The organism is Streptomyces sp. NPDC046379, assembly GCF_055587785.1.
Genome location: NZ_JBVJFP010000003.1, coordinates 421,232 through 435,016 on the forward strand (window position 1 = coordinate 421,232; position 13,785 = coordinate 435,016).

Below are 13,785 nucleotides of genomic sequence, written 5' to 3' on the forward strand. Positions count from 1 at the left end.
CGGGACCGGCGCGGGCCCCTGTACATAGGACGCATAGGTGGGCCAGGGGACCGTCTGAGATGCATGATGCTGGGATGGAGCCCCCGTGCTGGGTTCGTGCTGGGACGAACCCCTTAAGCACCCTGTTTCCGCAGGTGGGAGGTCCGTACTCGACATTCCGCTTCTACGTGTGAGCGGATGAAACGACACCACGTCGCTGACGTGGCACCCACGCAGGTCAGAAGGGGTTGGACTCTGTCGAGTCCGACCCCTTCGGCGTCACCGCGCTGGATGGGAGCCGGATACTCTGACGAGGGGTCAGTGCCTGCGGCGACATCATGAAAACGAGCGCTCCATCGATCAGCTCGGTATGGCGTGGCGCCTCGGGGCGGCGGTCCAGGTCCTCCGCGAACCAGCCTTCCGGGCGCGGCGGGCACATCCAGTCGGGCGCAGCGGCATGGCGCAACTGCAGCTCCACCTGAAATGGGCGCGGGCTCGTGCAAGAGCTACTGAAATTTGCAGGAACTGCTTGCTCGGGTTCTCGCCAGGGTGCTTGACTCGCAGCGGTACCACCGAGCCGATGATCGACGGGGTTGTCACCAATCCCTCGGGTCGACGCGGTACTTCGGGCCACGCGCCCGCCCCCGCGACGGATGGAGCACACTCATGGCCCTGCCTTCCTACGACGTCCTCGTGGTCGGCGGCGCCGGTGTGGACACCGTCGTGCGGGTCGAGAAGCTGGAGGTTCCGTCCGGGGACTCGCTGCACGTCCCGCCCGTGTACGACTACGTCGCCGGCACCGGGAACGGCGTCGCGCTCGGCTTTCACGCCCTCGGGCTCGCCACCAAGTTCATCGACTACCTCGGGGACGACCCACAGGGCCGCGCGGTGCTCGCCGCGTACGCCGAGCGGGGGCTCGACTTCAGTCACCTGGTCTCACCGCACGGCACCCCGCGCGGCATCAACCTGGTCGACGCGCAGGGCCGCCGGTTCTCCTTCTACGACTCCCGGCACCCTGCCGACCTGCGGCTGCCCCGCGCGTTCTGGCTGCCGCACCTGGAGCGGGCGCGCCACGTCCATCTGTCGATCACCGGGGTCAACCGGGACCTGTACGAGGACGTCCACCGGCTCGGCCTCACCAGCTCCACGGACCTGCACGACTGGGACGGCGCCAACCCCCACCACCTGACCTACGCGCTCTCCTCCGACTACGTGTTCCTCAGCGCGGCGGCCCTGCGCGGCCGGCTGGAGGAGGTCCTGCACCGCATCGTCGACGAGGGCCGCGCCCGTCTCGTGGTCGCCACGGACGGCGCGGCCGGCTGCCGTCTGCTGATACGGGGCGAGACGGCGTCGCGGCACTTCCCGGCGGTGCGCCCGGAGCGGCCGGTCGTGGACAGCAACGGCGCGGGCGACGCGTTCGTCACCGGCTTCCTGCACGCGCTGATGGAGGGCCGGTCGCCGGAGGAGTGCGTACTCGCCGGGTCGGTCTCCGGCGCGTTCGCCTGCACAAGCGCCGGCACGCACACCGACTTCATCGACCTGCCAGGGTTGCGCGCGGCGATCGCGCGCGCCGTGCCGGCCGGGTGAGGGACTCCCCTCAGCCGGCCCCCGTCCGGGCAGCGGCGCCCGTCCCCTCCACCACCGCCGCGCACGCCCGCGCGTACGCCCGCACCAGCGGCCGGTCGCCGTCCTCCCGCCGCCAGGCCAGGACGTAACGGCTCGGGCCCACGCCCCGGACCGGGCGGGTCACCACCCCGCCCAGGGTGAGCAGCGGGGCGTTGCCCTCGGCGACCAGACAGATGCCGAGACCCGCCACCAGGGCCTCGTAGGTCTCCTCGGTGCCGGCGATCTCCGCGCCGACGCGGGGCGGGCGTCCGCCGCGTTCGTCCAGCGCCAGCCAGAAGTCGCGCAGCGGGCCCGCGGCCGGGGGCAGGGCGAGGAAGGGTTCGTCGAGGAGGTCGGCGAAGTCGACGGCCTCGCGGGCCGCGAGCGGATGGTGCTCCGGGAGGGCGACCAGCCGTGCCTCCTGAGCCACCGGCGTCCACGCGTAACGGTCCTCGTCCGGCAGCGGCAGCCAGACGTAGGCCACGTCCGTGTCGCCGTCCGCCAGTCCCGCCGTGGCGTCCTGCCAGTTCACCTGCCGCAGCCGTACGACCGCCTCCGGGCGCCCGGCGGTGAAGCGGGAGCGGATCGCCGGCAGCAGACCGCCCCGGCCCGGACTGGTGCTCATGCCCACGACCAGCGTGCGGCCCCGGGCCGACCGCGCCGCCTCGACCGCCGCCGCGCCCCGCGACCACGCGGCCAGCACCTCCCGGGCGTGCGGCAGCAGCGCCTCGCCCGCCTCCGTCAAGGCCACTTGCTGCCGGTCCCGGCGGAACAGCTCCGCGCCCAACTGCCGCTCCAGGACCCGGATCTGCTTGCTCAGCGCGGGCTGCGACACGTACAGCCGCTCGGCGGCACGGGTGAAGTGCAGCTCCTCCGCCACCGCCACGAAGTAGCGCAACTCCCGGCCGTGCACGTCCGTCGTCGTCATGCCCAACGGTTATCAGCGCAGATCTTGGACCGGCAACCGGCTTACGAGGGAGGGTGGTTGGCGCTGCGGCACATACCGAGGAGGGGTCATGAACAAGGTCTGGTTGATCACGGGGGCGACCAGCGGTTTCGGGCGGGCGCTGACCGAGGCGGCGCTCGCCGCCGACGACATGGTGATCGGGGCCGCCCGGCGCACCGAGGCCCTGGACGACCTGGTGGCCGCCCACCCCGGCCAGCTGGAGGCGCTGCGCCTGGACGTCACCGACACCGAGGCCGTCGATGCGGCCGTGCGGGACGTGGTGGCCCGGCACGGGCGCATCGACGTCCTCGTCAACAACGCGGGCCGCACCCACGTCGGGGCCTTCGAGGAGACCACCGAGGACGAGCTGCGGGCCCTGTTCGACCTGCACGTCTTCGGTCCGGCCGCGCTGGTGCGGGCGGTGCTGCCGCACATGCGCGAGCGCCGGTCGGGGGCGATCGTGCAGATGAGCAGCGTGGGCGGGCAGCTGTCCTTCGCGGGCTTCTCGGCGTACAGCGGCACGAAGTTCGCGCTGGAGGGCATGTCCGAGGCGCTCGCGGACGAGGTGGCGGAGTACGGGATCAAGGTGCTGATCGTCGAGCCGGGGGCGTTCCGCACCTCGCTGTTCGAGGGCAACCGGGCCGGCTTCAGCGCCGACAGCGGCGTCTACGAGAAGGTGACGCAGACCCGCGCCTACGTGTCCGGAGGCGACGGCACGCAGGCCGGCGACCCGGCCAAGGCGGCGGCGCTGATCCGGGCCGCCCTCGAGGCCGAGCGGACCCCGCTGCGGCTGCCGCTCGGCGACGACTCCGTCGGCGCGGTCCTCGACCACCTCGACCAGGTGCGCGGCGACGTCACGGCGTGGGAGAAGCGCACCCGCGCCACGGGCTTCGACGACTGAGCCGGGCGGGGCGCATCCGTGCGGGCACCCTTGTGCAATTGCCGTGCAGGCCGCAATCTTTCGCTGACGCGCGGGTGCGCCCACCCACAGGATTGACATGCACCTGACTCAAAGGCGGTCACGGGTACCACCGGAATCACCAGTGTCACCGGAATCACCGGACCCGCCGGACGCGCCCGCGCGGCACGCACCACCGTGCACAGCCCCACCAGCGCACCACCGATTGAGGAGGATCCCTCAGATGGCAGTGATGCGTCATGCCCGGCGAAGACTGACGGCGATCGGTATCGCGACCACCGCGGCGCTCGCCGCGAGCCTCGTCTCCGCCCTCCCCGCCGGCGCGGCCCCGGCAGCGGAAGGCCCCATCCAGTACGAGGGCGCGGCCAACGCCGTCGCCGGCAGTTACCTCGTGACCCTCAAGGCGGACCGGGCCCGCTCGGGCTCCGCCGCCGGGCGCGCGGTGGCCGAGAAGTACGGCGCGGACATCGAGCGCACGTACACCAAGGCCCTGAACGGCTACGCGATCCAGGCCTCCGAGACCGAGGCGAAACGTCTCGCCGCCGACCCGGCCGTCGCCTCCGTCGTGCAGAACCGCACCTTCACCCTCGCCGCCACCCAGCCCAGCCCGCCCTCCTGGGGCCTGGACCGGATCGACCAGCGGGCCCTCCCGCTGAACAGCAGCTACACCTACCCCGACTCGGCCGGGCAGGGCGTGACCGCGTACGTCATCGACACCGGCGTGCGCATCACCCACGGCGACTTCGGCGGGCGCGCCTCCTACGGCTACGACGCCATCGACAACGACAACACCGCCCAGGACGGCCACGGACACGGCACCCACGTCGCCGGCACGGTCGCGGGCACCGCGTACGGCGTCGCCAAGAAGGCGCGGGTCGTCGGCGTGCGGGTGCTGAACAACTCCGGCTCCGGCACCACCGCCCAGGTCGTCGCCGGCATCGACTGGGTGGCCCGCAACGCTGTCAAACCGGCCGTCGCCAACATGTCCCTCGGCGGCGGAGCCGACACCGCCCTGGACACGGCCGTGCGCAACGCGGTCGCCTCCGGCATCACCTTCGCCGTCGCGGCCGGCAACGAGAACGTCAACGCCTCCACCCGCTCGCCCGCCCGCGTCACCGAGGCGATCACGGTCGGGGCCACCACCTCCTCCGACGCCCGCGCCAGCTACTCCAACTACGGTTCCGTGCTCGACCTGTTCGCGCCGGGCTCCTCCATCACCTCCGCCTGGCACACCGGCGACACGGCGACGAACACCATCTCCGGCACCTCCATGGCCAGCCCGCACGTCGCCGGAGCCGCCGCCCTCTACCTGGCCGACAACCCCACGGCCACGCCCGCCCAGGTCTCCGGCGCGCTGACGACGGCCGCCACCCCGAACGTCGTCACCAACCCCGGCACCGGCTCCCCGAACCGGCTGCTGTACGTCGGCGGCGGCACCCCGACCCCGCCCGGTCCGCGTTTCGAGAACACCGGCGACTACGCCATCAGCGACAACTCCACCGTCGAGTCGCCGGTGACCGTCTCCGGCGTCTCCGGCAACGCCCCCGCCACGCTGGCCGTCGAGGTGCACATCCTGCACACCTACATCGGCGACCTCCAGGTCCAGCTGATCGCCCCCGACGGCTCGGCGTACACCCTCAAGGGGTATTCGACCGGCGGCAGTTCGGACAACATCCACACCACCTACTCCGTCAACGCGTCCGCGGAGCCCGCGAACGGCACCTGGAAGCTGAGGGTCAGCGACAACGCCAGCCTCGACACCGGGCGCATCGACTCCTGGGCGCTCCAGTTCTGACGTCGCCCGACGCCGGTTCGGTCGAGTGCCGGACCGGCAGCCCGAAGCGGCAGCCCTGAAGCGGCAATCGGACGACTGATGCCGTTGGGGATGCCCACGGCATCCCTGCCGACGTCCCGACGGGTCCCGGCCCCCCGGACCGGGGCCCGTTCGTCGGCGGGCGGCCGCACGGTTTCATCCCGGGGCGGCGGCGCGCTTACCATGCGCCAAGTCGTACGTCAGTTCTGCGTCGCCGCCCGAACCAGGAGCCCGGTACCCGTGTCGATTCCCCCGCCCCCCGGGGCTCCCGAGCCCCAGGGCCCTCACGGCCAGTACCCCGCTCCGCCGCCGAGCCCCTACGGAACCGGCCCCGGACCAGGACCGTATGGAGCCGCACCCGGTCCTCACGGAGCCGCACCCGGTCCTCACGGAGCCGCACCCGGTCCTCACGGAGCCGCACCCGGTCCTCACGGAGCCGCACCCGGTGCGTACGGAGCCGGTCCCGGACCCCACGCCCCCTCGCCCCGTCCCTCGCAGGCGCAGTCCTGGTACCCCCCGGGCCTCTACCCGCCGCCCCAGCAGCCGCCCGTCAACGGGCTCGCCATCACCTCCCTCGTCCTGGGACTCGTCTGCTGTCTGCCCGGCGTCGGGCTGATCTTCGGCGCCGTCGCCCTGCGGCAGATAGGCCGGAAGGGCGAGCGGGGCAAGGGCCTGGCGGTCGCGGGCGTCGTCCTGTCGTCCCTCGGTCTCGCGCTGTTCGCGCTGATGCTGGCGACCGGCGGCGCCTCCGAGTTCTGGAAGGGCGTCAAGGAGGGCGCCATGGAGGACGTCACGGTCGCCAGGGGCGAGTGCTTCAACACGGCAGGCTCCCTGGAGGGCGTGACCTACGACCTCGACGTGGTGCCGTGCTCCGACGAGCACGACGCCGAGGTGTTCGCCACGATCGCCCTGCCCGAGGGCGAGTTCCCCGGGGACGACCGGATCTCGCTTCTCGCCGACGACCGCTGCTACGCCCTGCGCGCCGACTACGCCATGGATGTCTGGGCACTCCCGAGCCATGTCGACGTTTACTACCTCACCCCGACGAGGCAGAGCTGGCGACTCGGCGACCGGGAGGTCACCTGCCTGTTCGGCAACACGGACCAGGGAGGCAGGCTCACCGGCTCCCTGCGCAACGACCGGACGAACCTCGACGCCGACCAGGTCGCCTATCTCCAGGCCGTGCGGGCCGTCGACGCCGTGCTGGAGAAGGAGCCCGAGGACTACCCGGAGGACGATCTGGCCGCCAACAAGGACTGGGCGCGCGAGGTCGGCGACGCCCTCGCCGAACAGAGCGCGGTGCTCGACGGACGCGCCTGGCCGGCGGACGCCGAGCGGCCGATGGCGGCGCTGGTGAAGGAGCTGGAAGCCGCCCGCGACGACTGGGCGAAAGCGGCGAAGGCCGGTTCGGCCGACATGTTCTACCTCCACTACGACAAGGCCTACGAGTTCTACGACGGCCCCACCACGATCGACGTGCGCGAGGCGCTGGGGCTCGACAGCAGCCCGCCCGAGTACGACTACGACGCGGGCGGCGACACCGGCGCGGACGTCTGACCGGCGCCGCCCGAGGGGTGTGATGCCCACCGGCATGGGGAGAAATGCCTGCGCAGAGCCCTCCCGACCAGAAGTCATCACTTCGAGTGATTCTCTGGCCTTTGCTTGCCCGCGGGAACCGAGGGTTGCCACGCTGTAGCTGTCTGTACAACCTGATGGGAGCGGCCCGTGACATTCGGTGAGCAGCCGGCATACCTGCGCGTCGCAGGTGATCTCCGCAAGAAGATCGTCGACGGTCGGCTGCCCCCGCACACCCGTCTCCCCTCGCAGGCCAGAATCCGCGAGGAGTACGGCGTCTCGGACACGGTCGCGCTGGAGGCCCGCAAGGTGCTGATGGCCGAGGGCCTGGTGGAGGGCCGCTCCGGCTCCGGCACGTACGTGCGCGAGCGGCCCGTGCCGCGCAGCATCGCCCGCTCCGGCTTCCGCCCGGCCTCGGGGGCCACGCCGTTCCGGCAGGAGCAGGCGGACGCCTCCGTGCGCGGCACCTGGGAGTCCAGCAGCGAGCAGACCCTGGCGAGCGGCGCGATCGCCGAGCGGCTCGGCATCGAGCCCGGCGACCGCGTGATGTGCACCAAGTACCTGTACCGGGAGGGCGGCGAGCCGATGATGCTGTCCACCTCCTGGGAGCCGCTCGCCGTCACCGGCCGCACACCCGTCATGCTGCCCGAGGAGGGCCCGCTCGCAGGCATGGGCGTGGTCGAGCGCATGGCGGCCATCGACGTGGTCGTGGACAACGTCACCGAGGAGGTCGGAGCCCGCCCCGGCCTCGCCGAGGAACTGCTCGCGCTCGGCGGCGTCCCCGGTCATGTCGTGCTCGTCGTGCAGCGCACCTTCTACGCATCGGGGCGCGCGGTCGAGACGGCCGACGTGGTGATCCCGGCGGACCGGTACCGGGTCGCCTACCACCTCCCCGTGAAATAGCGCACACTGCCGGGAGGCGCACGCCCCCCTGGCAGTTGCTCCCGGCACCCACGCACCGGGAGCCGTCTCCCGCGCCGGTGGATTCCGGACGTTTTCGCAGGTGGCCCGGGTGGTTCTGACACGTCGTCGAGGATGTCGGCGCACCCCGTACGCAGGGCGCTCGTCGCGTTGTGCGCCCCTTTGGCCATGGCTTGTTGCGTACCTCTTGGTGAAAAGCCGTGTTCGCTGCGTGAAGGTAGGGCGTAGGCTCGGGCATATGCGGATAGAGGTTTCCGCGGTGGGCGGGGTGCGTACGGCGGAGGCGTGAAGCGGAGGGGCGCGATGAACGACAGCACGGTGGCTCTTCCCTGGCTCGTCATACGCCAGGACGACAACGGCAACCGCTACCGCGTGGGCAGATTCGCGACCCGGGCCGAGGCCGAGAAGATCGCCGACAGCCTCGACGCCCGCGGGCACAAGCAGCTCTACTGGGTCGAGCGCATCGGCCAGGGCGTCGGCGACGGGGAATGAGGCCGCAGGGCCGTCCACCACGGGCGGCACCGCCTCCCACGGCCCGGTCCACCCCCTAAGCTCCGGCGCATGAGCGAACGGATCGTGGTGGTGGGAGCCGCCCTGCTCGACGGCGGCCGGCTGCTCGCCGCCCGGCGCAGTGCCCCGGCCGAGCTGGCCGGACAGTGGGAGCTGCCCGGCGGCAAGGTCGAACCGGGGGAGGCCCCGCAGGCCGCGCTGGTGCGCGAGCTGCGCGAGGAACTCGGCGTGGAGGCCGAGACCGTCCGGCGGGTCCCGGGGGAGTGGCCGCTCAAGCCGCCGTACGCCCTCCAGGTGTGGACCGCCCGGCTGCGCCCCGGCTCTGCGGACCCCGCCCCGCTGCAGGACCACGACGAGCTGCGCTGGCTGACCCCGGCCGAGATCTGGGACGTTCCCTGGCTGCCCCAGGACGTCCCGGCGGTCCGCGCGGCACTGCCCCACCTGGGAACTCCCTGACGCCTGCGACGGCTTCGCCGTCCGGGCTCCGGGGCGGGCGTACACCGTTCGTCCCACAGCCCCCGCGGTGGCGGTACTCGCCGGCATTCGCCGGGTATGGGGTCATATAAGCCCACGAAAACGGACAGCGGCGGGCCTGTCGGCCAGGGAAGTGATCCGCGTGATCGAGACCGAGGACGACCGCGCCGAGTGGACGTTTCCGGCGGATCCGGGAGCCGTGCGCACCGCCCGGTCCCTGGTCCGGCGCCGGCTGCACGGCTGGGAGCTGGACAGCGTCGCCGACATCGCCGCTCTGCTGGTCAGCGAGCTGGTGACCAATGCCCTGCGGCACGCCACCGGACCCATCGGCGTCCGTCTCGTCCGCCCCGACGGGGAGCCCGGTGTGCTGCTGGTGGAGGTCTCCGACCCGCTCCCGGACATGCCGCACGAGCGCGCCGCCCGCCCCGAGGACGAGAGTGGGCGCGGCCTCCAGCTCGTCGCCTCCAGCTCCCGTCGCTGGGGGACCCGGCCGGGGGAGTCGGGCAAGACCGTGTGGTTCGAGCTGGCCCTGCCGGACTGAGGCGCGGGCTGCCGGGAAATCATGACGGAACCCGGGCTGCCGGGAGGCGCGACGGAAACCCGTCCGAAAGCGTCCGAAACGCGGCTTGCGGTGCGCTCGCTCCGCCCTCTTGGCCCCATGTGCGCCGTCGGCCGTTGCCCGAGTGGGTGATTCGGGGGCGTGTCGCCTGGTTAGAAGACTGGGAGTGTCGTCGCAGCACGGGCCGAAAAGCTTTCGGTCGTGCTGTGATCGTGAACACCGTGTCGTGCGGCCCCGTAGTGCTGGATACTGCGGGCAGCCGCCTTTCGGTGACCGGTGCCGGGCGCGGTGAGCTGGAGGGGACGGTTCGCGTGAGCGAGATACCAGCGAAGGCCACGGAGTCCGAGGACCCGTCGGGCCGCGCGAGGACGGAGGACGCGGGTGTCTCCGGCGAGGCGTCACCCGGTGACGCCGTCTGGCAGAGCAGTCCACCTGGCTCGATCTACGACTACATCAAGGTCGCGTCCTTTTCCATCGGCCCCGACGGGCTGGTCGAGCAGTGGAGCCTGCGGGCCGAGCAGATCTTCGGCATCCCCGCCGAGCACGCCGTCGGCAGGGACCCCATCGACGCCTTCGTCACCCCCTGTCTGAGGGAGCGCGGCCAGCGCAAGATGGCCGAGATCCTGGACGGACGGGAGTGGACCGGCGTGGTCCCCTTCCGGCTGCCCGACCCGGTGGACGACGGGCGCGGCAGGCGCGGGCGGGACGGGCTCGCCGAGGTGTACGTCATGCCGACCCGCACCGAGGACGGGCGCAAGGCCGCCGTGTGCATCGTCGTCGACGTCCGGGTGCTGCGCAGCATCGAGACCGACCTCGCCGCCTCCCAGGCGATTTTCGGCCAATCTCCCTTCGGCTTCCTGCTGATCGACCCCAGTCTGAAGGTGCGGCGCGCCAACCAGCGGTTCGCGTCCATCTTCGGCGGCACGCCCGCCGACCACCGGGGACGCGGGGTCCACGACTATCTGCCGCGCGGCGAGGCCGATCGGGTCGAGGCGACCATGCGGCGCGTCCTGGAGACCGGCAACTCCATCACGGACATGCACGTCACGGGCTTCGTGCCCGGCTCCGAGGAGCGCCGCCACTGGTCGATCAACCTCTACCGGGTGCACAGCGGAACGGGCCGCCCCATCGGCATCGCCTGGCTGGGAACCGACGTCACCGCCCGCCGGGCCGCCGCCCGTGAGGCCGCCGCCGCCCGGCGCAACCTCGCCCTGCTCAACGAGGCCGGCGCGCGCATCGGCAACTCCCTCGACCTGGAGACCACCGCCCGCGAACTCCTCGACGTGGTCGTCCCCGGCTTCTGCGACCTGGCCACCGTCGACCTCTACCAGGGGCTGCTGGTCGGCGACGAGACCCCGCCCGGCCTCGCGGACGGCAGCGCCGAACTGCGCCGCGTCGCCTTCGCCAGCGCCGTCTCCGGCGCTCCCTTTCCGGGCGCGGACAAGCCCGTCGCGGTCGGCGCGGTCCACCACTACCCGTTCACCTCGCCCTGCGCGGACGCCCTGCGCACCGCCCGGCCGCAGCACATCCCGGCCGAGGAGGGCGGCCTGCTGCAGTCCACGCTCGCGGTGCCGATGGTCGCCCACGACACCGTCGTGGGACTCGCGCAGTTCTCCCGGGCCAAGGGCAGCGAGCCGTTCGGCGACCGGGACCGGGACCTCGCGGTCGAACTCGCCGCGCGGGCCGCCGTATGCATCGACAACGCCCGTCTCTACCGGCGCGAGCACGAACGCGCGCTGATACTGCAGCGCTCCCTGCTGCCGCCGGGCGACCCCGTCGCTTCCGGACTGGACATCGCGTGCCGCTATCTGCCCGGCAACGCCTCCACGGGCCGCCCCAGCGAGGTGGGCGGCGACTGGTTCGACGTCATCGAACTGCCCGGGCACCGCACCGCGCTGGTGGTCGGCGACGTCATGGGCCGCGGGCTGCGCGCGGCCGTCGCGATGGGCGAACTGCGCACCGCCGTACGCACGCTCGCCCAGCTGGACCTCGAACCGGCCGAAGTGCTCTCCCAGCTGGACGAGATCGCCCGCGGGCTCGGCACCCCCGGCGGTCCCTCCCAGGCGTTCGGGCCCGGCGGAGGCGTCCAGCAGGCCACCCGCGCCGCCCGCAGGCCCCGCGAGGCCGACCTGTCCGAGGTGTACCTCGCGACGTGCGTGTACGCCGTCTACGACTCCGTCACCCGGCGCTGCACCTTCGCCAACGCCGGCCATCTGCCCCCCGTCCTGGTCGAGCCCGGCGAGCCCGCACTGATGCTCGACGTGCCGCCCGGGCTGCCGCTCGGCGTCGGCGGGGAACCCTTCGAGGAGGTCGAGGTCGAACTGCCCGAGGGCTCCCTCCTCGCCCTCTACACCGACGGCCTGGTCGAGTCCCGCGACCACCCCCTCGACGAAGGGCTCCAGGCTTTCGTGGGCGCGCTGACGGACCCCGCCCGGCCGCTGGAGGACGTCTGCGACCAGGTCCTCGACACCCTTGACACCCACCACGGCGAGGACGACCTCGCCCTGCTCATGGCCCGCGTCCAGGGCCTGCCCGCCGAGTCCGTCGGCGACTGGACGCTGCCGCGCGAGCCGCGCAGCGTCGGACGGGCCCGCGAACTGGCCCGCGGGCGGCTCCTCGGCTGGGACCTGGAACCCCTGGTCGACACCACGGAGCTGCTGGTCAGCGAGCTGGTCACCAACGCCCTGCGGTACGGCGAGGGCGAGATCCGGCTCCGCCTCCTGCTGGACCGCACCCTGGTCTGCGAGGTCTGGGACGCCGGCCTGGTCCAGCCCCGCCGTCGCCGCGCCCGCGACACCGACGAGGGGGGCCGCGGCCTCCAGCTCGTCGGCCTGCTCTCCGCGGCCTGGGGCTCCCGCCGCACCCACCGCGGCAAGACCGTCTGGTTCGAACTGCCCCTCCCCGACGGCGGCACCCCCCTCGCGGACCCGACCGAGGCGCTCCTCAGCCTGTTCTGACGCCCCCTGCCCTGCCGCCCACGGTTGCCTCCGGGCCTACGACGGACCTGACGTCGTCCCCCGGCGGGCCCGCGTGCGCGGTCCGCCGTAGCTCGCCGGCGCGGGGTCGGCCGGGCCTGCGAGGAGGACGCCGGCCAGCAGCGGGGTCTCCAGGTGACCGTGGTCGCGGACGTCGCGCTCGGCGAGGGTACGGGCCTCGTGGGCCAGGGCGTCGGCCGTGAGCGGGTCGTCCGGGAGCAGCCGGTGCGCCGCCGTCAGCCGGGTGCGGGCCTCGGCCCCCACCACGCCCCGGTGCGTCGTGGCGTAGTCCTCCGCCGCGCCCACCGCGCTGCGCGCCGCCAGCTCCGCCGCGGCCCCCAGCACCCCCGCGCGCCCCGACGCGAGCGGCGTCACCGCCCGCACGATCCGGCGCAGGGCGTCCAGCGGGTCGTACGGCCCCCCCGTCAGCTCCGCGCGTACGGCGGCCGGCACGGCGTCGGCGCGCACCGCCCGCGCCGCACCCGCGGCCGCCAGCTCCGTCTCCGCCCCGGTGAGCGCCGCCGGCACCAGCCCTTCCGCCTCCGCCAGCTCCTCGGCGAACCGTTCCACGCCCGCCACCAGCACCCCCGCCTGCGCCACCGCGCCCTCCGCGGCCCGCAGATGCGCGGCGGCGCGGTCGGGCTCGTCCCGGTCGGCGCACTGGCGGGCGAGGTTCAGCCGGGTCGTGGCGAACACCAGCCGGTCCTTGGCGCGGTCGAGGTGCCCGGCGACCGGGGCGACCGCGCCCGGCGCGTACCGCTTGCCCAGATCGGCGAGGAGCGACTCCGCCGCCGGCGCGCGCACCGCCGCCAGCTCACGGAACCGCGCCTCCGCCACCTCCAGCGCGGGCCCGGGCCCGCGCTCCAGCCCGCGCAGCACGTCGAACGCGGCGGCCTGCGCGTCCAGCCGCCGCCCCGCCTCCGCGCACCGGCCGACGATCCCGGCGAGCGCGTGCCGGCGGGCCGTCTCCTCCGCAGGCACCCCCTCGTCGTACCGCTGCCGCATCCGGAACGCGGCCGACAGCTCCGACTCCGCCGCCCGCAGCGCCGCCGCGTAGGGCGCCACGGCCTGCGGGCCGGCCACGGCCTCGGCGAAGAGGAGTTCCTCCCGGCAGGTGCGCACGCAGTCGTCCGCCTCCACCAAAAGGGCCCGCGCCTGCCGTTCGGGGCCGGGATCGGGCGACGGCGCGTCCGTGAGCCGTACCGGCGTCCCGCCCGGCGTCGTACGGGACCGGGCCCGCCGGGTGCGCCGGGCATAGGCGTACGCCGCCACCGCGCCGGCCCCGCCCACGGCGACCAGCGGCAGCACCAGGTCGGCCGTGGCCGTCTCCTCGACGTCGTCCTCGCGGGCGGCCGCGGCCACGGGGCTCGGCGCGGCGGCCGGCCGGCCGGCCCGCGCCGGCGCGTCCGGCACGCCGGGTCCGCCCGGCGTCACCGTCATCACCGACACCAGCCACACCACCGCGGCCGTCACGCCGAGCGCCGTGTGCGCGATCCGCACCGATATATG

At 73.5% G+C, this 13,785-nt stretch carries 11 protein-coding genes and 1 pseudogene; 9 read left to right on the plus strand and 3 right to left on the minus strand.

Annotation, left to right across the window (positions count from 1 at the left end):
• Positions 1-304: 304 nt before the first annotated feature.
• Positions 305-418, minus strand: a pseudogene (locus tag ACZ6KF_RS08830) (Uma2 family endonuclease); the annotation flags it as partial.
• Between the two features lie 227 nt (positions 419-645).
• Between ACZ6KF_RS08830 and ACZ6KF_RS08835 the strand changes: the two are divergent.
• A complete protein-coding gene (locus tag ACZ6KF_RS08835) occupies positions 646-1,566 on the plus strand; it encodes a carbohydrate kinase family protein (protein WP_356626334.1) in 921 nt (306 codons plus the stop codon).
• A 10-nt stretch (positions 1,567-1,576) separates the two neighbouring features.
• Here ACZ6KF_RS08835 and ACZ6KF_RS08840 read toward each other — a convergent pair whose 3' ends face one another.
• The gene (locus ACZ6KF_RS08840) at positions 1,577-2,512 is read right to left on the minus strand and encodes a LysR family transcriptional regulator (protein ID WP_469237817.1); all 936 of its coding nucleotides are present in this window, start codon (positions 2,510-2,512) and stop codon (positions 1,577-1,579) included.
• An 88-nt stretch (positions 2,513-2,600) separates the two neighbouring features.
• Between ACZ6KF_RS08840 and ACZ6KF_RS08845 the strand changes: the two genes are divergently transcribed.
• The 8 genes from ACZ6KF_RS08845 to ACZ6KF_RS08880 all read left to right on the plus strand — a co-directional run bounded on the left by ACZ6KF_RS08845 (position 2,601) and on the right by ACZ6KF_RS08880 (position 12,258).
• Positions 2,601-3,431: an SDR family NAD(P)-dependent oxidoreductase gene (locus ACZ6KF_RS08845; RefSeq protein WP_356626337.1), complete on the plus strand. Its 831-nt coding sequence runs from the start codon at positions 2,601-2,603 to the stop codon at positions 3,429-3,431.
• 241 nt (positions 3,432-3,672) lie between these two features.
• A complete protein-coding gene (locus ACZ6KF_RS08850; protein WP_356626339.1) occupies positions 3,673-5,244 on the plus strand; it encodes a S8 family peptidase in 1,572 nt (523 codons plus the stop codon).
• Positions 5,245-5,502: 258 nt separating this feature from the next.
• Positions 5,503-6,819, plus strand: coding sequence for a DUF4190 domain-containing protein (locus ACZ6KF_RS08855; RefSeq protein ID WP_469237819.1), 1,317 nt, complete (start codon positions 5,503-5,505; stop codon positions 6,817-6,819).
• A gap of 168 nt (positions 6,820-6,987) precedes the next feature.
• Entirely contained in the window at positions 6,988-7,740 is a 753-nt protein-coding gene (locus tag ACZ6KF_RS08860; RefSeq protein ID WP_356626342.1) for a GntR family transcriptional regulator, read from the plus strand.
• A 321-nt stretch (positions 7,741-8,061) separates the two neighbouring features.
• Positions 8,062-8,250: an SPOR domain-containing protein gene (locus tag ACZ6KF_RS08865; RefSeq protein WP_356626344.1), complete on the plus strand. Its 189-nt coding sequence runs from the start codon at positions 8,062-8,064 to the stop codon at positions 8,248-8,250.
• Between the two features lie 69 nt (positions 8,251-8,319).
• Positions 8,320-8,724, plus strand: coding sequence for a (deoxy)nucleoside triphosphate pyrophosphohydrolase (locus ACZ6KF_RS08870; protein WP_356626346.1), 405 nt, complete (start codon positions 8,320-8,322; stop codon positions 8,722-8,724).
• 151 nt (positions 8,725-8,875) lie between these two features.
• Positions 8,876-9,283 (plus strand): ATP-binding protein, encoded by a 408-nt coding sequence (locus tag ACZ6KF_RS08875; protein WP_469237821.1) that lies wholly within the window; start codon positions 8,876-8,878, stop codon positions 9,281-9,283.
• 329 nt (positions 9,284-9,612) lie between these two features.
• Positions 9,613-12,258, plus strand: a complete 2,646-nt coding sequence (locus ACZ6KF_RS08880; protein WP_469237823.1) for a SpoIIE family protein phosphatase — start codon at positions 9,613-9,615, stop codon at positions 12,256-12,258.
• Between the two features lie 36 nt (positions 12,259-12,294).
• Here the strand turns inward: ACZ6KF_RS08880 and ACZ6KF_RS08885 are convergent, their stop codons facing one another.
• Positions 12,295-13,776 (minus strand): hypothetical protein, encoded by a 1,482-nt coding sequence (locus tag ACZ6KF_RS08885; protein WP_469237825.1) that lies wholly within the window; start codon positions 13,774-13,776, stop codon positions 12,295-12,297.
• Between the last annotated feature and the right edge of the window lie 9 nt (positions 13,777-13,785).

What these genes read in the sequence shown, in the direction of transcription:
- ACZ6KF_RS08840 (WP_469237817.1), bottom strand. Translation starts at nt 2,512, where the DNA reads ATGACGACGACGGACGTGCACGGCCGGGAGTTGCGCTACTTCGTGGCG.
- ACZ6KF_RS08835 (WP_356626334.1), top strand. Translation starts at nt 646, where the DNA reads ATGGCCCTGCCTTCCTACGACGTCCTCGTGGTCGGCGGCGCCGGTGTG.
- ACZ6KF_RS08870 (WP_356626346.1), top strand. Translation starts at nt 8,320, where the DNA reads ATGAGCGAACGGATCGTGGTGGTGGGAGCCGCCCTGCTCGACGGCGGC.
- ACZ6KF_RS08845 (WP_356626337.1), top strand. Translation starts at nt 2,601, where the DNA reads ATGAACAAGGTCTGGTTGATCACGGGGGCGACCAGCGGTTTCGGGCGG.
- ACZ6KF_RS08865 (WP_356626344.1), top strand. Translation starts at nt 8,062, where the DNA reads ATGAACGACAGCACGGTGGCTCTTCCCTGGCTCGTCATACGCCAGGAC.
- ACZ6KF_RS08850 (WP_356626339.1), top strand. Translation starts at nt 3,673, where the DNA reads ATGGCAGTGATGCGTCATGCCCGGCGAAGACTGACGGCGATCGGTATC.